At 64.5% G+C, this 20715-nt stretch carries 22 protein-coding genes and 1 tRNA gene; 11 read left to right on the plus strand and 12 right to left on the minus strand.

Translation table 11 applies throughout. The features are described 5' to 3' along the window. Window positions 1-39: 39 nt before the first annotated feature. Complete coding sequence (locus VFG49_RS18370; RefSeq protein WP_324863277.1) at window positions 40-843, minus strand: inositol monophosphatase family protein; 804 nt, start codon at window positions 841-843, stop codon at window positions 40-42. Between the two features lie 144 nt (window positions 844-987). Here VFG49_RS18370 and VFG49_RS18375 point away from each other — a divergent pair, with 144 nt between their 5' ends. Beyond that, window positions 988-1758: an RNA methyltransferase gene (locus VFG49_RS18375; RefSeq protein ID WP_324863279.1), complete on the plus strand. Its 771-nt coding sequence runs from the start codon at window positions 988-990 to the stop codon at window positions 1756-1758. 69 nt (window positions 1759-1827) lie between these two features. Here VFG49_RS18375 and VFG49_RS18380 read toward each other — a convergent pair whose 3' ends face one another. Further along, window positions 1828-3150, minus strand: coding sequence for a hemolysin family protein (locus VFG49_RS18380; protein ID WP_324863281.1), 1323 nt, complete (start codon window positions 3148-3150; stop codon window positions 1828-1830). Window positions 3151-3314: 164 nt separating this feature from the next. Between VFG49_RS18380 and VFG49_RS18385 the strand changes: the two genes are divergently transcribed. Together VFG49_RS18385 and VFG49_RS18390 are read left to right on the plus strand one after the other, a co-directional pair. Then, a complete protein-coding gene (locus VFG49_RS18385) occupies window positions 3315-3944 on the plus strand; it encodes a pit accessory protein (RefSeq protein ID WP_324863283.1) in 630 nt (209 codons plus the stop codon). A gap of 79 nt (window positions 3945-4023) precedes the next feature. After that, window positions 4024-5145: an inorganic phosphate transporter gene (locus VFG49_RS18390; protein WP_324863286.1), complete on the plus strand. Its 1122-nt coding sequence runs from the start codon at window positions 4024-4026 to the stop codon at window positions 5143-5145. A gap of 123 nt (window positions 5146-5268) precedes the next feature. Here the strand turns inward: VFG49_RS18390 and VFG49_RS18395 are convergent, their stop codons facing one another. Further along, window positions 5269-5673: a hypothetical protein gene (locus tag VFG49_RS18395; protein WP_324863288.1), complete on the minus strand. Its 405-nt coding sequence runs from the start codon at window positions 5671-5673 to the stop codon at window positions 5269-5271. 88 nt (window positions 5674-5761) lie between these two features. Between VFG49_RS18395 and VFG49_RS18400 the strand changes: the two genes are divergently transcribed. Next, window positions 5762-6100, plus strand: coding sequence for an MGMT family protein (locus VFG49_RS18400; protein ID WP_324863359.1), 339 nt, complete (start codon window positions 5762-5764; stop codon window positions 6098-6100). Window positions 6101-6240: 140 nt separating this feature from the next. Next, window positions 6241-8055, plus strand: coding sequence for a DNA helicase RecQ (gene recQ / locus VFG49_RS18405; RefSeq protein WP_324863290.1), 1815 nt, complete (start codon window positions 6241-6243; stop codon window positions 8053-8055). A gap of 47 nt (window positions 8056-8102) precedes the next feature. On the opposite strand, the gene VFG49_RS18410 is transcribed toward recQ, so the two are convergent. After that, window positions 8103-8360, minus strand: coding sequence for a hypothetical protein (locus tag VFG49_RS18410; protein WP_324863292.1), 258 nt, complete (start codon window positions 8358-8360; stop codon window positions 8103-8105). Between the two features lie 228 nt (window positions 8361-8588). Next, window positions 8589-10241, minus strand: a complete 1653-nt coding sequence (locus VFG49_RS18415) for a M28 family metallopeptidase (protein ID WP_324863294.1) — start codon at window positions 10239-10241, stop codon at window positions 8589-8591. Window positions 10242-10532: 291 nt separating this feature from the next. Here VFG49_RS18415 and VFG49_RS18420 point away from each other — a divergent pair, with 291 nt between their 5' ends. Then, window positions 10533-10931, plus strand: a complete 399-nt coding sequence (locus VFG49_RS18420) for an HU family DNA-binding protein (protein ID WP_324863296.1) — start codon at window positions 10533-10535, stop codon at window positions 10929-10931. A gap of 142 nt (window positions 10932-11073) precedes the next feature. On the opposite strand, the gene VFG49_RS18425 is transcribed toward VFG49_RS18420, so the two are convergent. Then, entirely contained in the window at window positions 11074-11499 is a 426-nt protein-coding gene (locus VFG49_RS18425) for a PepSY domain-containing protein (RefSeq protein WP_324863298.1), read from the minus strand. A 323-nt stretch (window positions 11500-11822) separates the two neighbouring features. Here VFG49_RS18425 and VFG49_RS18430 point away from each other — a divergent pair, with 323 nt between their 5' ends. The 3 genes from VFG49_RS18430 to VFG49_RS18440 all read left to right on the plus strand — a co-directional run bounded on the left by VFG49_RS18430 (window position 11823) and on the right by VFG49_RS18440 (window position 14022). Then, on the plus strand, window positions 11823-12281 hold the full coding sequence (locus VFG49_RS18430) for a phasin family protein (RefSeq protein WP_324863300.1): 459 nt from the start codon (window positions 11823-11825) through the stop codon (window positions 12279-12281). A 432-nt stretch (window positions 12282-12713) separates the two neighbouring features. Beyond that, window positions 12714-13382 (plus strand): DUF1045 domain-containing protein, encoded by a 669-nt coding sequence (locus tag VFG49_RS18435; protein WP_324863302.1) that lies wholly within the window; start codon window positions 12714-12716, stop codon window positions 13380-13382. A 181-nt stretch (window positions 13383-13563) separates the two neighbouring features. Beyond that, a complete protein-coding gene (locus VFG49_RS18440) occupies window positions 13564-14022 on the plus strand; it encodes a host attachment protein (protein WP_324863304.1) in 459 nt (152 codons plus the stop codon). Window positions 14023-14064: 42 nt separating this feature from the next. Here the strand turns inward: VFG49_RS18440 and VFG49_RS18445 are convergent, their stop codons facing one another. The 6 genes from VFG49_RS18445 to ftsY form a co-directional block, all read right to left on the minus strand. Further along, a complete protein-coding gene (locus VFG49_RS18445; RefSeq protein WP_324863307.1) occupies window positions 14065-15063 on the minus strand; it encodes an acyltransferase in 999 nt (332 codons plus the stop codon). Between the two features lie 404 nt (window positions 15064-15467). After that, window positions 15468-15543 (minus strand) — tRNA-Phe (locus VFG49_RS18450). A 66-nt stretch (window positions 15544-15609) separates the two neighbouring features. After that, a complete protein-coding gene (locus VFG49_RS18455; RefSeq protein WP_324863309.1) occupies window positions 15610-15888 on the minus strand; it encodes an oxidative damage protection protein in 279 nt (92 codons plus the stop codon). A 23-nt stretch (window positions 15889-15911) separates the two neighbouring features. After that, window positions 15912-16943, minus strand: coding sequence for an A/G-specific adenine glycosylase (gene mutY, locus VFG49_RS18460; protein WP_324863311.1), 1032 nt, complete (start codon window positions 16941-16943; stop codon window positions 15912-15914). Next, complete coding sequence (locus tag VFG49_RS18465; protein WP_324863313.1) at window positions 16940-18040, minus strand: AsmA family protein; 1101 nt, start codon at window positions 18038-18040, stop codon at window positions 16940-16942. Before VFG49_RS18465 ends, mutY begins: the two co-directional genes overlap by 4 nt. Window positions 18041-18052: 12 nt before the next feature. Beyond that, window positions 18053-19201, minus strand: a complete 1149-nt coding sequence (ftsY, locus tag VFG49_RS18470) for a signal recognition particle-docking protein FtsY (protein ID WP_324863315.1) — start codon at window positions 19199-19201, stop codon at window positions 18053-18055. Window positions 19202-19266: 65 nt separating this feature from the next. Between ftsY and rsmD the strand changes: the two genes are divergently transcribed. Then, on the plus strand, window positions 19267-19842 hold the full coding sequence (rsmD, locus tag VFG49_RS18475) for a 16S rRNA (guanine(966)-N(2))-methyltransferase RsmD (RefSeq protein ID WP_324863317.1): 576 nt from the start codon (window positions 19267-19269) through the stop codon (window positions 19840-19842). 92 nt (window positions 19843-19934) lie between these two features. Then, complete coding sequence (gene coaD, locus VFG49_RS18480; protein ID WP_324863319.1) at window positions 19935-20438, plus strand: pantetheine-phosphate adenylyltransferase; 504 nt, start codon at window positions 19935-19937, stop codon at window positions 20436-20438. Window positions 20439-20715: the final 277 nt, after the last annotated feature.

Genomic DNA, 20715 nt, shown 5'->3' on the forward strand with positions numbered 1-20715 from the left:
CCAAGAAAAAGGCGCCTTGCGGCGCCTTTTTCGTATCCGTCAGGCCATCAGCAGCCGGGGCGTGGCGTTTGCGCCGATGGCATCGACCATCGCCTGCACCACATTGAGGTTGCCGGCGACGATATTGCCGCTCTCGGGGATGCCGTCACGACCGGCGAAGTCGCAGTAGCGGCCACCCGCCTCGCGCACCAGCAGCACGCCGGCGGCCATGTCCCAGGGCTTGAGGCCGATCTCGAAGTAGCCGTCGTAGCGGCCGGCGGCGGTGTAGGCCAGATCCAGCGCGGCGGAGCCCGAGCGGCGGATGTCCTCGGCCTGGCCGAGCATGGCGCGGGTCATGTCCAGCTGGGCGTCCAGGTGCGAACGCTGGCGGTACGGGAAGCCGGTGGCGAGCATCGCGCCGCCCAGGTTCTCACGCTTGCCGACACGGATGCGGCGGTCGTTGAGGTAGGCGCCATCGCCCTTGCTGGCGGTGAACAGCTCGTCGCGCAGCGGATCGAACACCACGGCGTACACCGGCTCGCCCTTGTCGAGCAAGGCGATGGACACGCTGAAGTGGGGAATGCCGCGCAGATAGTTGTGGGTGCCGTCGAGCGGGTCGATCACCCAGACCAGCGGGCCCTTGCCCGTGGCGCCGCTTTCCTCGGCGAGGAAGGCATGCGTGGGGTAGGCGCGCTTGAGCTCCTTGACGATCTCGGCTTCGGCCAGGCGGTCGACTTCCGAGGCGAAGTCCATGCGTTGCTTCTCGACGACATTGAGTCCGTCGATGCGGTTCATGTAACGCAGGATGATGTTTCCTGCGGAGCGCGCGGCGCGCACCGCGACGTTGACGGCGGGTCTTGGCATGGCTTCGGCTTTCAAAAGAACGGGGTTTCGGCCGCGGAGTCTAGCAGAGGAGGCGTCCCGGTTCAGGCTCCCAGGATGAACGGTTTGACAGGAAGCTCCACAATTTCCAAGCTTTGCGACCCTTTGTTCGAGCCATCCCCGGCCATGACCACCCCCTCCGACCTCGCCTCCCGCATCCGTTACGTGCTGGTGCGCACCTCGCATCCGGGCAATATCGGCAGCGCTGCGCGCGCCATACGCACCATGGGTTTCGACCGTATGGCGCTGGTCGCCCCGCACCGTTTCCCGGACCATGAGGCCTCGGCCCTGGCCGCCGGCGCCGACGACGTGCTGGAACAGGCCGTGGTCAGCCAGGGTCTGGTGGACGCATTGGCCGGTACCAGCCTGGCGCTGGGCCTGTCCGCTCGCCGTCGTGGCGTGGATCTGGAGGAGATCACTCCGCGCGAGGCCGCAGCCCGCGCCTTGGCCGCCGCCGCCCGCGGCGAACAGGTGGCGCTGGTGTTCGGCAACGAACGTACCGGCCTGGAGAACGAGGAATTGGCGCGTTGCCACGCAATGGTGCGCATCCCCAGCGTGGACGATTTCAGTTCGCTGAACCTCTCTCAGGCCGTACAGGTGATGGCCTATGAGCTACGGGTGGCCTCGCTAGGCGAGGTGGCCGCACCGGTGCGCGCGGATGCCGAGCCCCCGGCCGATGCGGCGCAGATGGAGCGCTTCTTCGAGCACTTGTCGCAGATGCTGGACGACATCGACTTCCACAAGGGCCGTGCGCCGACCACGATCATGTTGCGCCTGCGCAAGCTGTTCCAGCGCGCCCAGCCCGACGAGCGCGAGCTGCGCGTGATGCATGGCATCTTCGCTGATGCGCAGCGCATGGCGCAGATTGCGAATGACAGGCTGAAGAGCGAGAAGTGAGTCAAGAGGAGTGAGAAGTGAGAGAGAGCAAGCGCTTGCGCGCCCCGACTCTTCTCTCACTTCAACGGCTTAGAACCCGTCTTCCTCGACATCGATCTGCGGCTTGCGCGTGACCAGCAGCTTGTCGATGCGGGCGCCGTCGAGGTCCACGACTTCCACCTTGAAGCCTTGCCATTCGAACACTTCGCCGGTTTGAGGGATGTGGCCAAGCGCCGCCATCACCATGCCGGCGGCCGTGCGGTACTCGTGCTCCTGCTCGCCCGGCAGCGCATCCACCTGCAGCAGTTCGCGCAGGTCGTCGGTGGACAGCGAGCCGTCGATCAGCCAGCTGCCGTCCTCGCGCTGCGTGATCAGCGGGCGTTCCTCCGAACCGCTGGCGCCCAGCTGGGTGGCGCCCACGATGGCGGCCAGCAGATCGTTGAGCGTGACCAAGCCCTCGATGTCGCCGTATTCATCCACGACCAGCGCCAACTGGGTCTCCGCGTCGCGGAATTCTTCCAGCAGGTCGAGGGCGCGTGCAGTTGCGGGTACGAACAGCGGTTTAACCAGTTGGCCGAAGAGGTCGGGCTTGCCCAGTTCGTAGCCGCGGAGCAGGCGCTTGACCTCGACCACGCCGGCGATGTCGCTCTGGTCGCCGCGATAGACCGGATAGCGGGAATAAGGCGTGTCCCGCAGGATCGCGGCGTTTTCCTCGTAGCTGGCGGCTTGGTCCAGCCAGACGATGCGCGTGCGCGGCGTCATCACGCTGTCGACGGTGCGATCGCCGAGCCGCAGCACGCGATTGACCATGTTGTGTTCATCGCGGTCGAGCACGCCGTGTTCTGCGCTCTCTGCCACCAGCAGGCGAAGCTCTTCTTCCGTGGCGACGTCGCTGCGGGGGCCACGGATGTTCATCAGGCGCAGCAGCAACCCGCTGCAGAAGTTCAGCAGCCACACGAAGGGCGCGGTGATGCGCGACAGGAACATCATCGGCATGGAGACATAACCGGAGATGCGCTCCGGGGCCGACAGGGCCAGCCGCTTGGGCACCAGTTCGCCAATCACGATCTGGATGAAGGAGATCAGCACGAAGCCAAGCACCAGCCCGACCACCCGGGCATAAGGTTCCAGCCACGCGGCGCGGCCGCCATGGATGGCCTCGGCGATGTGGTCGCCCAACGCATCGCCTGCCAGCGCGCCCGTGATCAGGATCACCAGGGTCATGCCCACCTGCACGGTGGAGAGAAAGCGCTCGGGCGCTTCGGCGTTGCGCAGCGCCATGCGGGCCCGCCGGCTGGTGCGGGACATCTGCTTGAGGCGCGTCTTGCGCGAGGCCACCAGCGCCATCTCGGAGAGGGCGAAGAAGCCGTTGAACAGCGAAAGGACGATGACGATCGCGATTTCGGTCAGCATGGCCGGCGTTCGCGGGAGGGGTCGCGTGGAGACATGAGACGGAGTGTAAGGCCTTGGGGCTCGGTGGCGGTGACAATCGGGCCCGGGCAGCCGTGATGCGGCGCGGCGGGGGCGTCCTGTAACATAGTCGTCATTTCAGCCCCCGTACCCCAGGCAATAACCGCATGTTTTCATTGCAGACGATTTTCGGCAAAGGCGACAAGTTCTACGGTCTGCTCGAGCAAAGCGCCGAAGCGGCGCGCGAGAGCGCCAAGGCCCTGCACGAACTTGTGACGCGCAAGGACCACGCTCCCGTGATGGCTGCCTTCGCCGCTGCTCGTGCACGGGAAAAGGCCCTGGCCGGGCAGATCAGCGAAGAGCTGGTGAACACCTTCGTCACCGCGCTCGACCGCGAGGACATCGAGGCGCTCAATTCGGCCCTCTACAAGATTCCCAAGACCGTCGAGAAGTTCGCCGAGCGCTACGAGATCGTGGCCGACCGCATGAGCGACGTGGATTTCGCTGCGCGCGCACTGGTGCTGGAGCGCGCCGCCACGGTGGTATCGGAGATGATCGGCGAGCTGCGCCGCGGCCTGCGCATCGACCCGGTGAAGAAGCTGCAGGATCGCTTGCAGACGCTGGAATCGGAAGGCGATCGCATGCTGCTCTCGCCGTATCGCACGCTCTATGTGGAAGGCAACGACGCGATGCGCGCCATGCTGGCGAAGGACTTGTTCGAGTTGCTCGAAAAGGCCATCGACAAGTGTCGCGATGTCGGCAACACCGTCTATTCGATCGTGCTGAAGAACTCCTGAGGCACAGCCCGATGATCTCCTTCCATTTGCGCTGCCCGGTGTCATTCCGGGCCATGGGCGTTGTGCGTGGGGCTCACGCATGAGCATCGGACTTGCGCTGGCCGTCGTGTTCATCGCACTGGCCTTCACCTACATCAACGGCTTCCACGACACCGCCAACTCCATCGCCACCGTGGTGGCGACCAAGGTGCTGACGCCGGGCCAGGCCGTGCTGATGGCGGCGGTCACCAACTTGATCGGCGCCCTGTGGGGCACCGCGGTGGCCAAGACCATCGCCGCAGGCCTGATCGATACCCATGTGATTGCGGCGGGGCCGCAGTTGCTGATCTGCGCGTTGCTGGCGGCAACGGTGTGGAATCTCCTCACCTGGTGGCTGGGCCTGCCGTCCAGTTCCAGTCATGCGCTGGTGGGTGCCCTGGTCGGCGCGGCCATCGCCGCTTCCGGCAACAATTTCGCCTCGGTGATCTGGTGGCAGGGTGCCGCGCACTGGTGGCAGGGCAGCGGCGTGGTGCCCAAGGTGATCCTGCCGATGGTGATATCGCCACTGATGGGCTTCATCATCGGTTTCCTGTTGATGGGCAGCCTGTATGCGCTGTTGAGCTGGTTTTCCGGCCGTACCGGTTTCCTGCGGCGGTTCGGCCGCACGCCGTTCGTCAACAGCTTCTTCGGCAAGGCGCAGATCGTCTCGGCCAGCGCCATGGGCCTGGCCCACGGCATGAACGACGCGCAGAAGAGCATGGGCATCATCGCGCTGGCGCTTGCCGGTGCCACCGCGGCGGGTCAGTTCGAGGGTTTGCCTGCGTGGCTGGGCTTCCTGCGTATCCAGGGTTCGACGGCCGGTGGTTTCGACGTCCCGTCATGGGTGGCGGTGGTTTGCGCCCTGACCATGGCCGCGGGTACCGCAGGCGGTGGCTGGCGCATCATCAAGACGCTGGGCCACAAGATGGTGAAGCTGCATCCCATCAACGGTTTTGCGGCCGAAGGCAGTTCAGCGGCGGTGATCCTCACCGCGTCGGCGTTCGGCATTCCGGTGTCCACCACGCACAACGTGTCCGCCTCGATCATGGGCGTGGGCGCGGCCAAGCGCTGGAACGCCATCCGCTGGTCGGTGGTGGAGCGCATGGTGTGGGCGTGGATCCTCACGCTGCCGGTCACTGCGCTGCTGGCATACGGGTTCGTGCGGCTGGCTGAGTTGCTCTGACGCTTGTGGGAGCGCACCCTGTGCGCGACTGCATGGCTGAATGTTGTTTCAGTCGATGAGTTTCGCGTTACCGCTTCGTTGGCTTGTCGCGCACAGGGTGCGCTCCCACCAAAGCCAAGGAGATCACAGATCGTCGCCACCTGCGGCGACGATCTTCTCCAGTTGGTCGCCGAGCTCGCCCAGTTCCTCGATCAGCCGTTTGAGCTCGGCGGCATCGAGCAGCTCATAGGGGCGGTTTTCGCACAGGTGCAGGAAAGGCGAGCCATCGAGGTCCGCCACGGCCAGGAAACCCTTGCGCTGCTCCCAGTTGAAGCGCAGGCAACGCCGCGGGTCGGCGCCCGCCAGCGGCCCTACCGGGGTCGAGATGCGCAGGTAGCGGCGGCCGGCTTCGTCTTCCAGTTCCGCGAGATAGATGCCCTGGTGGCGATCGTGCGGCAGGGTGAGATCGAAGCTGATCAGGTAGGGGTCGTTATGGCGCAGCTCGTGCAGGCTGCCGATATGGGAACGCACGGCTTCGAAATGACGCATGGGTGCGGTCTCCTTGGCAGGCGGTAAGAGCCCCGGTACTGTGCCACGACCTTGTGTATAGGGCCTGTTGAAGATCATGGACCGCGCCATCGACGACGCTTACGCGCGCATCTGGGCGGCCGTCGCGGCCATACCGCGCGGGCGCGTGGCCAGCTACGGCGCCATCGCGGCGCGGGCGGGGCTGCCGGGGCGAGCGCGGCTGGTCGGCAGGGCGCTGGGCGAGGTGCCGGACGGGATGGAGCTGCCCTGGCATCGCGTGCTGCGTTCCAGCGGGCAGATCGCCTTCCCCGCGGGCAGCCGCAGCTTTCGCGAGCAGAGCAAGCGGCTGAAGGCCGAGGGCGTGGAAGTACGCAATGGCCGCGTCACGCTCGCCAGCTTCGGGCTGGATGCGAACCTGGACCGCGCGCTGTGGGGCATGCCGGGCTGAGCCTTCCCTCTGGTGCAGGAGCGCACCCGGTGCGCGAATGGACTTTCCTGCAGGCCGATCGCGCACCGGATGCGCTCCTACATGGCGGCGGGGCGGTATCCGCGGCTCAGCGCGCGACGGCTATTTGCTAGCATTTCCCGATGCCCCATTCCCCCCTCGACATTCTCCACAGCGTTTTCGGTTACACCCAGTTTCGCGGTCCCCAGCAGGCGATCGTCGAGCACCTGATCGAAGGTGGCGACGCGTTGGTGCTGATGCCCACGGGCGGCGGCAAATCGTTGTGCTACCAGGTGCCTGCTCTCGTGCGGCAGGGCACCGGCATCGTCGTATCGCCGCTGATCGCGCTGATGCAGGATCAGGTGGACGCCCTGCGCGAAGCGGGCGTGGCGGCCGCGTATCTCAATTCCAGCCTCAGTGCGGAAGACCAGCGTGAGGTGGAGCGGCGGTTGCTCGCAGGTGAACTCAATCTGCTCTATGTCGCGCCGGAGCGACTGTTGACGCCGCGCTTCCTCAGCCTGCTCGAACGCACCGAGGTCGCGCTGTTCGCCATCGACGAGGCGCATTGCGTTTCCCAGTGGGGGCATGATTTCCGCCCCGAATATCGTGAGCTGGCGGTGCTTCACCAGCGCTTTGCGCAAGTGCCGCGCATCGCCCTCACGGCCACCGCTGACCAGCGCACGCGCGATGAAATCGTCGAGCGGCTGTCGCTGCTGCACGCCCGACAGTTCGTCTCCAGCTTCGACCGGCCGAACATCCGCTACCAGGTGGGCCTTCGCCATAACGTGCGGCGCCAGCTCATGGATTTTCTGGGTGGTCGTCGCGGCGACACCGGCATCGTGTACGCGCTCAGCCGCCGCAAGGTGGACGAAACGGCGGCATGGCTCTCCGAGGCCGGCATCGAGGCACTGCCTTATCACGCGGGGCTGGATGCGGCCACGCGCAATGCCAACCAGCGTCGGTTCCTGCGCGAGGATGGCCTGGTGATGGTGGCCACGGTGGCGTTCGGCATGGGCATCGACAAGCCCGACGTACGCTTCGTCGCACACCTGGATCTTCCGCGCAGCATGGAAGGCTATTACCAGGAGACCGGCCGCGCCGGTCGTGATGGCCTGCCGGCCGATGCCTGGATGATTTACGGCCTGTCGGACGTGGTGACCATGAGCCAGATGATCGCGCAGTCCGAATCGGCCGATGAGCGCAAGCGCGTCGAGCGGCAGAAGCTGGAGTCGTTGCTTGCCTATGCGGAGGCCACGCAGTGCCGCCGGCAATTGTTGTTGGCGGCGTTCGGCGAAGTGTTTGAAGGATCCTGCGGACGCTGTGACAACTGCATCGAGCCGCCCAAGACCTGGGATGCCACCGTGCCCGCGCAAAAGGCGCTGTCGGCCGTCTATCGCAGCGGGCAGCGTTTCGGCTCAGGTCACGTGATCAGCATCCTGCGCGGTGAGGACAGCAGCCGCATGAGCGAGTTGGGACACGACCGCCTTTCCACCTTCGGCATCGGCGCCGACATGGACGAAAAGCAGTGGCGCTCGGTATTCCGGCAACTGCTGGCGATGGGGCTGCTTGAAGCAGATGCCGAGGGATTTGGCACCTTCCGGCTGTCCAAGGCCAGTCGCGACGTGCTGGTGGGTAACCGCGCCGTGCAGTTGCGCGAGGATGCACGTCCCGCGCGCGCGGCGCGCAAGCGGCGTGACAGCCAGCTGGTCACCGGCGGCAGCCTGGGCGTGGAGGCTTTCGAACAACCGCTATGGGACGAATTGCGCAAGCTGCGCACCCAACTGGCCCGCCAGCACGGCGTGCCACCGTATGTGATCTTCCATGACGCCACCTTGCTCGCCATGTTGCGCGCGCTGCCGGCCAACGAGGCGGAAATGGCTTCCATCAGCGGCGTGGGCGAAGCGAAGCTCAAGCGCTACGGCCGTGATTTTCTCGCGGTGATCAACGCGCAGGAGTGATGCGCGCTTCGTTCCCTCTTTCCGACGAAGAGGAAGAAACGACGCGTTCAGCCCGCCAATTGCCAGCGCGTGCCCTCGGCGGAAACACGCGAATGAGCGAGCGCGAGTTCGGGCACGAAGCGCCATTGGTCCAGTTCGCCGGGCAGCCTGGCTTGCGGGCAGGTGATGCGCGCTGCGATGAGCGCGGCGTCCGGGGTGGCATGGCGGCCGATTTCCTGTCCATCCCGCAAGGCGCGCCATTGGCGTCCGTGACGGATGATGCGGAACAGTCCGAGTTTCGAGGGATAAACGTATTGGGCCAGCATGGTATCGGGAGAGATTTTCAGGGGATGCGCATAGCCTGACTTCCGCCAATGACTTTCCGGTTATCCCAAGACGACGATTGCGTGGCGCCTGGTCGGCATGGATATGACGGCGATGCTGCGGGCGTATTTCGCCGTCATAGGGATCAGCGCCGGGTGAAATCCCGGTTCACGACACAAAAAAAGGCCCGCATCGCTGCGGGCCGTTCATGATGGTGCGAGGCGCGTAGGTTACTTGCGCTGCGCGGCCGTGGCGTCGCGTGCGGCGCGGAATTCCGAATCCTTGCCCCAGTTGGGCCAGGTGCCGGAGTTGGCCAGATCACTGCCCAGCGTGTAGAGCACCTGCAGGTCGCGCGCCATGCCGGTGAACTTCCAATCTGCCTGCCATTCGTCGGACGGCTGGTGGTAGTGCTTGGCCACGTACTCATCTTCTGCCGCCTTGCCGGCAGCCAGGCCGCCATCGACCCAGTCATTGCCCGAACCGAACGAAATGGCCGGCACGCCGCGCTTGGCGAACGGGAAGTGATCGGAGCGGAAGAAGTGGCCAGCCTCCGGCTTCGGATCGGCCGAATACGTCATGTCCCACTTCTTCGCGGTGGCGGTCAATTCATCCAGCAGGTCCAGCTTGGCGCTGCCGGAGATGGTGAAGTTGCGAGCGGGACCGTGCGGATCGAGCGCATCCATGTTGATGTCGGCCACCGTGGTGCCGAGCGGGTAGAGCGGCTTGGAGGCGTAGTACTCCGAACCGAGCAGGCCCTTTTCCTCGGCGGTGACATTGAGGAACACGATCGAACGCTCGGGCTTGGGCTGGCTGGCAAAGGCGCGTGCCAGCTCGATAAGCGCGGCGGTGCCGGTGGCATTGTCCACGGCGCCGTTGTAGATCTTGTCGCCCTTGGCATCGGGCGCGCCCACGCCCAGGTGATCCCAGTGCGCGCTGTAGATAACCGTCTCGTCCGGCCGCTTGGTACCCTCGATGCGGCCGACGATGTTGTACGAGGTGATGACCTTGGCGTTGATCTTGTAGTTGGCCGAGAAACCCTCGCCCTTCAGTTCCACCGGCTTGAAGTCGCGTGTCTGCGCCTGCTTCTTCAGAGCCTCGAAATCGAGGCCGGCGGCCTTGAACAGGTCAACGGCAACGTCGCGCTGGATCCAGGCTTCCACCGGAGTGTGCACGCCGGCAGGATGGTCGCGTACCACGTCGAACTGGGTGTTGGTGTTGGAGTTGGCCACCGTGGCCCAGCCGTACGAGGCAGGCGCGGTTTCGTGGACGATGAGCATGCCGGCGGCGCCCTGGCGGGCGGCCTCTTCGTACTTGTAGGTCCAGCGGCCGTAATAGGTCATGGCCTTGCCGCCGAAGTCGCCCACGCCGGTTTCAAAGTCCGGGTCATTGATCAGCACCACGGCGATCTTGCCCTTCAGGTCCACGCCCTTGAAGTCGTCCCAGTTGCGCTCCGGCGCCTTGACGCCGTAGCCGACGAACACCAGCGGGGCGTTTTTCAGCGATACCGCCTTGGAGCCGTCCAGCGCGGCACGCACGGCGATTTCCTTGCCCTGGGTAAGGCCTTCGGTCTTGCCGTTGACGGTGAAGGAAAGCGACGGCGTACCTGCGATATCCGACTGCAGCAACGGCACTGCCTGGGTCCATTCGCGCTTGCCGTTCTTGAGGTCGCCGCCGGGCTGCACACCGGCGGCTTTGAACTGCGCAACCACGAAATCGATGGTTTTCTTCTCGCCGGCAGTGGCCGGGCCACGGCCTTCGAAGGCGTCGGACGAAAGCGTCTTGACGTCGTCGGACAGGCGTTGCGGTTCGATGGTTGGCGTGGACGCGGCGAACAGCGCCGACGACACGGACAGGGCAAGCAGGGATAAGGCCAATCGTTTCATGGGCAGCACCTGGCGGGGAAAACGGGCCTCGATAGTAGATAGCGCTGGCGCCACGGGTCCATAGCCTTGGCTGTCGGTCTGCCTTGGACAGATCGCGGCAATGCAAAAAAGGCCTGAAAAACCGCTCTCGGAGGGGTTCGATAGTGACTTTCTTCACCCCTGTCAGGCCAAAGCGGCAAAAAAACCGTATTTTTTCCGTCCTGCAGCTTGGCGGAGCGCCCTGCCATGCCATACATTTCGCATGCCGAGAGGCATTCAAACACCATCATCTTGATGACCACGGGGAAATGTATGGCGAAGGCGCAGAAAGCCGCAGCAAAGAAGAAGGCCGCTCCGAAGGCAGCTCCGAAGGCAGCCGCCAAGGCAGTCGTTCACAAGCCGATCAAGGAAGCACTGAGCAAGTCGGGCCTCGTCGCCCACATCGTTGAAGCCAGCGGTGTGGCTGCCAAGGACGTGCGTGCCGTGCTCGCTTCGCTCGAAGGCGCAGTGACCGCCTCGGTGCACAAGAAGGGCGCTGGCCACTTCACGCTGCCGGGCCTGCTGAAGATCACCGCCGTCAACGTGGCGGCCAAGCCCAAGCGCAAGGGTATCAATCCCTTCACCAAGGAAGAGCAGTGGTTCGCTGCCAAGCCGGCCTCGGTGAAGCTGAAGGTCCGCGCGCTCAAGAAGCTCAAGGACGCTGCAGCCTAAGGGTTGCCGTTCGGCTGCTTCGCATGTCGGGTGCGGCGTTCGCGCCGCACCCGACAGTTTCATGGACAGGCCCGCCCGTCATCGTGACGGCATCCGGCGCAAGGCCGGAATCATCCGGGCAGTAGCATCATCCGCACGTGTTTCAGTGCCGATCGCTCCCGATCACCCGGCCCGTATCGGGATCCATCTGCAAGCGCACGCTAGCGCCAGCCTGGTTATCGGCCTTGGCCGTCCACAGGCCATCGCTGAAATCCACGTCGTGCACGTGCGTGTAACCCTCGGTGGAAAGCGCTGCACGCACGTCGCGTTCGCTCAGCCGCGAAACCTTCTCGTTCGGAAATGCCTGGCCGGTGCGCGGATCGATCCTCATGGAAACCTTCTGCCCGTCCGCACTGCGCGCCTTGGCAGTCCACACGCCATCGCGGAAATTGAGGTCATGCACCTTGGTGTAGCCCTGCTGCTCCAGTGACGACTGCACCTGGTGTTCGGTCAGCGCCTGCTGCGCCATGGCCGAGGTGCAGACTCCCAGGGTCAGTGCAATGGCCAATGAAGTGAGTTTCTTCTTCATGGATGTGCCTCTTTGTCGGGGGAACCCGAGTCTTGTTCCGCGTAAAACATCACCCGGTGAACGCACGCGGTCCACGAGCTGAATAGCCCTTGCATGAATGCTGCAACGACACGTGCGCGACGTGACGCTCACGACAAGCGGCACGCTGCCACCGTGCGGATATCCAAAGACCACACATTTTGTTGAGCCTTGGCAGTCCATGCTCTGGCTGACGCGGGCATTTCCCGGTCCGGTAACGTGCGCGCGCTTGAATTCCATGACGACTACAAGCCGATGCAGGCCAAGGTCGATGGCGAAGCAACCAAACCTCAGAGGTATACACCATGAGCAATCCGGGCGATCTGCCGCTGGCCCTCTACAAGGCCAATACGGAACTGCAGTTGCGCATCAACAAGCTCGTCATGGAGAACTGGAAGAAGTGGCTGGAGCTGTCCACGCGCGCCGTCGATGATGGCATTGCCGATTCGCAGGCGAAGGTGGAGCAGTTGCTCAAGGCGCAGGATTGGGCGGGCCTTGCCGCCATTCCTGCCGATACGTTCTGGCGCCAGTTGCAGCATCGGATGGGCGACGCCACGGTGACCAACCAGATTGCCGCCAACGTGCAGATGCATTTTGCCCAAGGCCTGCAGGAGGCGATCCAGACCTGGCAGAAGGACACGGCCAAGGCACTGGGGAACGTCGGCGACGCCACGGCGGCCACCACGCAGTGGAAGGACACGATGGCCCAGTGGGGGACGCTGTGGCCCTGGGCGGATGGTGCGGGACTCGCGCGCAACAAATAGTCGTTTGTTCTCCAGGCTTCCGAGCCCCGGACGCTTGCGTTCCGTGTCGCGGTCGGCGCTTCAACAGAGGCAGGGGCGTGGGTGCCCCCGTTCTGCACACTGCATCCCGTTATAGGCGCGCCACCCATGTTGAACTGACTTCGCGGCCGCGCCAGCGCGAAGTCAATGACGGGAACTGGTCGCAGCAGATGATGCGGGGGAGGGCAGATGGCGCTTGCCACGCACGCGCAGGGGCTTTCGGCAGGGGATTCCCCGTACTGTCACAAGAATCTGGTTCGCTAGTGGGCCTGCGATGGGGCAGACGGTGACCGTGTCTCCAACGGTCGCTGGTCGGGGAAGGGGATATTTCGGAATGGGAAGGTCCGCTTGCGACCATCATCGCCATGGTTGGCGGCATCGAGGGGTAGTGCGGTCTGATATACCGGGTGATTGATGCGCTATGCGATTTACTTCTCTCCGGCGCCTGCGAGTGCCCTTGGCGCGCTGGGCCGGGACTGGCTCGGCGGCGAGGCCGCACCCAACGGTATCCCGGGCGTTCCCCTGGCGCGCTGGAACGAGCTTTTGGGCGACGTGCGCCGCTATGGATGGCACGCCACATTACGCCCACCGTTCACGCTTTCGCCCGACGTGGACTATGCCGATCTGCGCAGCAGCATCAGCACGGTCGCGCATGCCTTTTCACCGTGCAGCATCCCGCTTCGACTCAGCCGTCTGGGCGGCTTTCTGGCATTGCGCCCCGTCAGCGACTGCGCCGCGGTGAATGCACTGGCGGCCGCCTGCACGGAGGCCGTGGAAACCCTGCGCGCGCCCCTCGTCGAGCCGGAGTTCCAACGCCGCATGCGCGGGTTGGACGCCATCGAAACCCATTACCTTCAGCGTTACGGATATCCCTACGTGTTTGAACGTTATCGCTTCCACATGACCCTGTCCGCGCCCGCCACCGTCGAGGAAGAGCACGCCCTGCAGCGCTGGCTTGCACTGCGCGCCGCAGCGTTACCCATCGCACGCATCGATTCACTCGCAATTTGCGTCGAGAACGCCGCAGGCGCCCCGTTCGGAGTGTTGGAGCGCATCCCATTGCGCAAGGCATCCGCGGCGTGACGCTCCAGCGCGACTGAGGGTTTCCATCTCCCCGGCACCGAGTGCATGCCACTCTTATGGCTGCTCACGCCGGCTTGACGGCCACGCGCGGAACCTCCGCATCGCGCGCAGTGCACCTGCCTTAAAAGGCCCTAGATGGCGCTGCACGGCATTCCTGGTGATCGCTTCCTGGGAGCGCGTGATGAAAAAGACCGTTTGGATCATCGTCGCCAATCGCGCCGCAGCGCGTCTGTTCAAGGCCAGCCAGCCGACGGGCCCACTCGAAGAACTGGATGCCTTCATCCATCCCGAAGGCCGTCTCCAGGAACACGATCTGGTATCGGATCGCCCCGGTCGATCCTTCGACAGCCACGGAGCCGGTCGACACGCGGAAGATCCCGACACCGCCGCGACCGAGCAGGAGGCAACCAACTTCGCCGTCCAATTGAGCCGTTTCCTGCACAAGGCGCGTTGCGACCGAAAGTTCGACGCCTTGGTGTTGATCGCCGCGCCCGCGTTTCTGGGCGCACTACGCGATCGCCTCGACGTGCCGACACGCGAGCGGATCACGCTGGAAGTGGACAAGAACCTGGTGCAGCGTAGCGCGGGAGAGATCCGTGGGTACTTGCCGGAGAAGTTGTATTCGGCGGTGGGGTCGTGAATGGTTCAAGTCGCATCCGTGCACTCCCACGTTCTTGCTTCTTCATTGCGCACCGAATACTCCTCGACTCGAGTTCGCAACGCCAACATCAAGCTTCATTTTGGCTTGACGCTTCCGATGTCTCAGCTTGAGTACGGGAAGTTCGATGCAGCGATAGGACGCCCACGAAAGTGTAAGTGACACCGCTACCAGCGCCAGTCGCGCTGGCCAGTTATGGAAGTCCCAGTGCAGGGCACGTGCGAGCAGCATGAGACAGTAGTGGTTGAGATAGACGCCGTAACTCAGATTGCCAAGGAATTCGTCTATCGGCCGGTATGGGGTGTGCGACAGACGCCACACGCATGGAAGGCCGACAAGTGCGCCTGCCAGTATCTCGACGTTAGGAGACACGGTGTAACCGCTTTTCAGTAGGACGGCCACAAAGAGAATGGCCAGCGCTATCCAAAGGCCAATGACTGTTTTCCTGCGACGATGAAAGATATGCCGGCCGCAGTCGAAGATGACGAACGTTCCAAGCAGCAGTCGGTATCCGTAGATATCCGCGTCCAGGTAGCCAAGCATCGCCAGAGACAAGATGCAGAACGACACCACGGATGCCCAGGTCGCCAGCGATCTCGTGACCAGGGGATGGAATACCAGATAAAAGGACGCTTCCAAACCCAGTGACCATGCTGGCGGGAGCATCAGAGGCATGGGTAGGTACATGTAGTATCCAAGCGGAAGCATCAGATAGTTCAGCGAGATGCCCCGCAGCGTGATGCCGTTGATGTTCGGGTCAACGGCCCCTCCGATGGTCAACAACAATGTTGCTGCAGTCAGATAGAAGAGGAACTGGGGGAAGATGCGAAGACTGCGATCCAGCAGAAACGCCCCGATGGAGCGTGGTGTTCGGTAGTACTTTTCGATGAGGGCGGTAGTCACGTAACCGCTCATCAAAAAGAACGACACGACGGCGAACACGCCCATTATGTAACCGCCGGGCTGCACCCCGGAGTGGTAGAGCAGCACCATCAGCGCGAGCAGCAGTCTGAAAAATCCCATATCGGGCCTTGGTCAGTTCCAACAATCAGTGTACTGCGGGGAAATGTGGGTCTCGCGGCCCTGGCATTGTCGTCCTATGACGGCATCACGTTCCGAGGGGTGACGCGGCCTTTCAGAAGCGCCACTGCCGCCCAAGCGCCCTTGTCCGACGCGTTCAACCCCCACCACGTCTGCTGCACTTTGGCACCGAAGTCCGGAAACACTGAGGCTCGATCGAATCGCAAGCCGGCCAAATCCCGCTTCTTCAAGAGATCCTCAATGACCGCGCCGGTGTCTATCACCGGACCGAGAGGTTGAAGGGTAAGGCGGCGAAGGAGAGGGCGTTGTTTACCGCATGCAATCTGGAAAATGCTGGGCAACCAAAAGCAAAAGGGCCTGCATCGCTGCAAGCCCTTTCAAATCAATGGTGGCCGGGGACGGAATCGAACCGCCGACACGGGGATTTTCAATCCCCTGCTCTACCAACTGAGCTACCCGGCCAGAATGTCTGCGCGCATCGAAGATGCTGCGTGGAGCCGTGCATTAAATCGGAAGCGGGGCGCCTCGTCAAGACTCCGTGCCGGGCGCCACATAGCCTTGCGGCGTTTCGGCGCCGCCGCCGAACAGGAATTTCTCCATTTCGGCGGTGAGGAACTGGCGCGATTTGGGGTCGAGCGGGTTGAGTCGGTATTCGTTGAGCAGCATGGTCTGGTGGGCGAGCCACTGCTGCCAGGCTTCCTTAGAGATTTCGGCGTAGATGCGTTGTCCCAGCAGGCCGGGCCAAGGGGCGAAATCCAGGCCTTCGCCATCGCGGCCGAGCTTGGCGCAGTGAACGGTACGACTCATGGGGTGCGACTCATGCTTGGGGTTCAAAGGTTCTGCAGCAGGCTGCGGACCGGGGCGGGCAGGCCGAGGTTGGCGCGCTCGTCGACGCTGACCCAGCGCAGTGAAGGATTATCCGCGATGCGGGGGTGTGCTGTCGCCTCGTCAAACAGCAGCGGTTCGACCTGCAATCGGTAATGGCTGAACACGTGCACGAAGGAGGGTAGCGCCTGCGCATCCTCGATGCGTGCCAACGATTGGGCCGCACGCCAGGCGCCGTCGTGGTCGCTTGCTTCGGGCAGGCTCCACAGGCCCGACCACACGCCCTGCGGGCCGCGACGCTCTAGCAGCACGCGACCGCGTTCGTCGCGAAGAATCAGCATCACCGTGTCGCGCGTGGGTATGTTCTTGACGGGTTTCCGGCTTGGCAGTTGCGCGGTGAGATCGTCGCGCTTCGCCACGCAGTCGCTGGACAGCGGGCAGGCATCGCATTGGGGGCGCGTGCGTGCGCATAGCGTGGCGCCCAGATCCATGATCGCTTGCGTGTAATCGGCAACGCGTTCGCCTGGCGTCAGCGCGTCGGCGTGCTGCCACAGCACTTTTTCCACGCTGCTCTGGCTGGGGTGGCCGTGGATGCCTAGATGGCGTGTGAGCACGCGCTTGACGTTGCCGTCGAGAATGGGAAAGCGCAGTCCGTGCGCCTGCGCGAGGATAGCGCCCGCGGTGGAGCGCCCGATGCCCGGCAGGGCGGCGAGCGCATCGAAATCGCGCGGCAGTTCCCCCTTGTGTTGTTCCACGCAGATCTGCGCGGCGCGCTGCAGGAATCGTGCGCGACGGTAGTAACCCAGGCCGGACCACAGCGCGAGCACGGTGTCCTCGTCGGCGGCGGCAAGATCGCGCAGCGTGGGAAGCGCCGCAACGAAGCGCTGGAAGTACGGAATCACCGTGACCACCTGCGTCTGCTGAAGCATTACTTCGGACAGCCATACGCGATACGCGTCGCGCGGATGTTGCCATGGCAGGTCCTTGCGGCCGTGGTCGTCGAACCAGGCCAGCAGGGCGGAAGCAAAGGGATTCATGGCGATTTGGTCTTGGCTGGCGCTTTCGTTGCCGGCTGCTTCGGCGGACGCGTCGTCGCCGGAGATGGAGCGCTGGCGGCAGCGGCGGGCACGTCGTCGCCGGTCTGGATGGTGAGGCCTTCGACGCTGATCCCGCCCATTTCGATCCTGGCTATTTCGGCGTGTCCGCTGCCCGGCGGAACGGCCAGGCGCGGGCCCTCGTCGTGATCGAGTTGCGACCACCATTGGGCGAGCGCGAGTGGCGGCAAACGAAGGTCGGCATGGTTGTCAGGGCCGTCCAGCTTCAGCGCGAGCATGAGCGGATTGCTTTCGTTCGCGGGCAACAGGTCGAGCGAGGTGGCGTATTCGCCGGTGTCGGCATGGTCGAGCTTGCCGTCGAGATGCGCGGACGCATCGGCGGCACCACGCCATTTGGCGTGCCCTGCGAGCTGCAGCGTGAGCGTGGTGCTGTGGGCAAGCCTCAGCCCTATGGTGTCCAGTTGCAGCGCATGGTTCTGGATACTGAGTGTCAGCGACAGTCGCAGCTGCGTGGGCGTGCCGGTGGCGTCCTTGGCGCTGATGGTGAGCAGGAACGGGTGATGGGCGGCCAGGCGCCCTGCATCCAGTTCCACGTCGCCAAGCAACATCTGGTTGCCGCGGACCAGGCTGCCGCGGGTGATGTGCACGCCGGCATCGATGCTGGGGATGGCGTCGGGCACGGACGAGGGACTGGATGGCAGCCCGGAGAGCCACGACTGCAATGCGTCGAGATCGACGCGCGGCGAATCGATCTCCATCTGCGAGATGACCGTTTCACCGCGAAACAGCGTGCGCCACGGCAACGCCAGCGTGCCCCGTGCGGCCAGCAGGATTGGCATGTTGGCACCCTGCGCACTGAGCGTGATGCCTTCCAGTTCCAGGGCCGGGCGAGGGAACAGGGCGGGCGTGGCGGGACTGGCCAGGTTGAGTTCCAGCCCGGCATCGCGCGCCTGCGATTGCAGTACGGCGGTGATGCGTTCGGGCTGCAGCAACAGGTGGACGGCGATGAGTGCCAGGGCGACCAGCGCCAAGGTGGCGCTGCTGGCAATCAACAAGATCAGTCGGAGCCAGCGCGGCACCGTCAGGGCTCCTCAGCCCTGGCCCAGTGCAGCGGGAAGCAGGCCGTCTACATAGGCCTCTGCATCGAACACGCGCAGATCGGTGGCGGTTTCGCCCAGGCCCACGTAGCGAATCGGCAGGCCGAACTCGCGGGCCAGCGCAAACACCACGCCGCCCTTGGCCGTACCGTCGAGCTTGGTGACGACCAGGCCGGTCACGCCCACGATCTGGCGGAACTGGCGCACCTGGCTCACCGCGTTCTGGCCCGTGGTGCCGTCGATCACCATCAGCACTTCGTGCGGCGCGTCGGCGTCGATCTTCTTCAGCACGCGGGCGATCTTGCCCAGTTCGTCCATCAGGCCGCCCTGCGTATGCAGGCGTCCCGCCGTATCGGCAATGAGTACATCGGCGTTGCGCGAGCGCGCGGCCTGCAGCGCATCGAAGATCACGCTGGCGGCATCGGCGTCCTGGCCCTGCGAGATCACCGGCACGTTGTTGCGTGCGCCCCAGGTCTTGAGCTGTTCGACGGCGGCTGCGCGGAAGGTATCGCCCGCGGCGAGCAGCACCTGCTTGCCTTCGTCACGATAGCGACGAGCAAGTTTGCCGATGGTGGTGGTCTTGCCCACGCCGTTGATGCCAACGGTCAGTACCACGAACGGTTTGGGGCTGGCTACATCCAGTGGTCGTTCCACGGGCTTGAGCAGTGCCACCAGCAACTGGCGCAGTGCGGCGAGCAGCGCCGAAGCGTCGGCGAATTCGCGCTTGTGCATGCGCGTGCGCAGTTCCTCGACCAGCGCGGTGCTCGCTTCGACGCCGACATCCGCGGTGATCAGTGCGGTTTCCAGTTCGTCCAGCAGGTCGTCGTCGAGCTTGGGATGACGGACGAACAGCGAAGTGAGGCTGCGCGCAAAACCGCTGCCGGAAAGACGTTCGCGCCAGCTGCGCTTGGCCGGCGTGGCGGCTTCGGCGATGGTGGCGCGTTCGAAGGTTTCATCCTCCGCAGGCGTGTCCGCGGGGGGCGGCGTTTCGGCCAGTGCTTCGTCCAGCGCGGGCGACGCATGGTCCAGCGAGGCGGCATCGGTATCGTGGTTGAAATCCGTCGTCGGCGCCTCGTCGGTTGCCGGCGCGGCAGGCTGGCCCGGTGGCGTTTCGGCGGATTTCTTCTTCCAGAACTTGAGCATTGCGGCGGGGATTCAAAGACAATGGACGGCATGCTACCACCCCCACCTGTACCCACCGCTGAGCCATGGCTTCGATGAAGGCCTCCGGACGGATCCGCATCATCGGTGGCCAGTTGCGCAATTCCCGCCTCGATGTACCTGATTTGCCGGGACTCAGGCCGACCGCGGAAAGGGTGCGCGAGACGCTGTTCAACTGGCTGGCACCGGTCATCTCGGGCGTCCGGGCGCTGGATCTTTGCGCGGGAACCGGCGCGCTGGGCATCGAGGCGCTGTCGCGCGGCGCTGGCGCCGTGCAGTTCGTGGAGCGCGACGCGCGGGCGGCGCAGGCGTTGCGGGACAACCTTGCGCGCCTGAAAGCGCAGGGCGGGCAGGTGACATCGGCCGACGCATTGGCCTACCTGCAAGGCGCTTCCCGGCCGTATGGACTGGTCTTCCTTGATCCGCCGTTTGCGCTGGATTTGTGGACGTCGCTGGCCCAGCGCCTTGAAAGCGGTGGCTGGCTCGAGCCAAGCGCATGGATCTACGTGGAGTCACCGCGGCAGGGCGCGTTCCGATTGCCCGAGGGTTGGGCGCTTCATCGGGAGGGCGTGGCTGGTGACGTCCGCTATGCGCTTTACCGGCGGATGGCCGCGGTTTCCTGACGGTTGCGTATGGATCGGGAGGCGCCCGCTCGGGCTAGGCGGTGGGCGCGAACGAGCCTAAGCTAGCCGCCCCTGCCTCCCGGTGTCCCCATGTGAACAAGCCTCCGGTCAACAACCGCCTCGCCGTCTATCCGGGCACGTTCGACCCCATCACCAATGGACACTCGGACCTTGTAGCGCGCGCCGCGCCGCTGTTTGAGCGCATCATCGTCGCCGTGGCCGAGAGCCCCAACAAGGGCAACGGGACAGGTTTCAGCCTCAACGAACGCATTGCGCTGGCGCGCCTTGCCCTGGCCGATCTGAAAAACGTCGAGGTGCGTGGTTTCGACGGGCTGCTGGCGCATTTCGTCGAAGAGGTGGGCGCACGCGTGATCATCCGCGGGTTGCGGGCCGTTTCCGACTTTGAGTACGAATTCCAGCTGGCCAGCATGAATCGCCACCTGATTCCCCAGGCCGAGACGCTGTTCCTCACGCCGTCCGAACAGTACAGCTTCATCTCCTCCACGCTGGTGCGCGAGATTGGCCGTCTGGGCGGCGATATCTCCGGCTTCGTGCATCCTGCCGTGCAGCAGGCGATGCGTCAGCGCTGGCGCTGAGAGGCAACGCGGCAGCTGTGGGAGCGCACCCTGTGCGCGACCGCAGTCCCGACGTTGCCGCTCCGCGACGTCCCCCTGACGGATAGGCTTTTCGCGCACTGGGTGCGCTCCTACAGGGCTCGGCGAGACGGGTGGAACACCGCACCGCAGCACGTCCCGCGGTGTCGGCGGGCGCTTTGGTCGTGTATCCTCGCGGGCATCCTGCGGACAGGACAGTCGTCGCCGCGGACCAGGGGAACGAGAGGGGGCATTGGCCCGCCCGGGCTCCCGGTTACCG

It is taken from the genome of Dyella sp. (assembly GCF_035685885.1).
In the GTDB taxonomy this organism is placed as follows: Bacteria; Pseudomonadota; Gammaproteobacteria; order Xanthomonadales; family Rhodanobacteraceae; genus Dyella.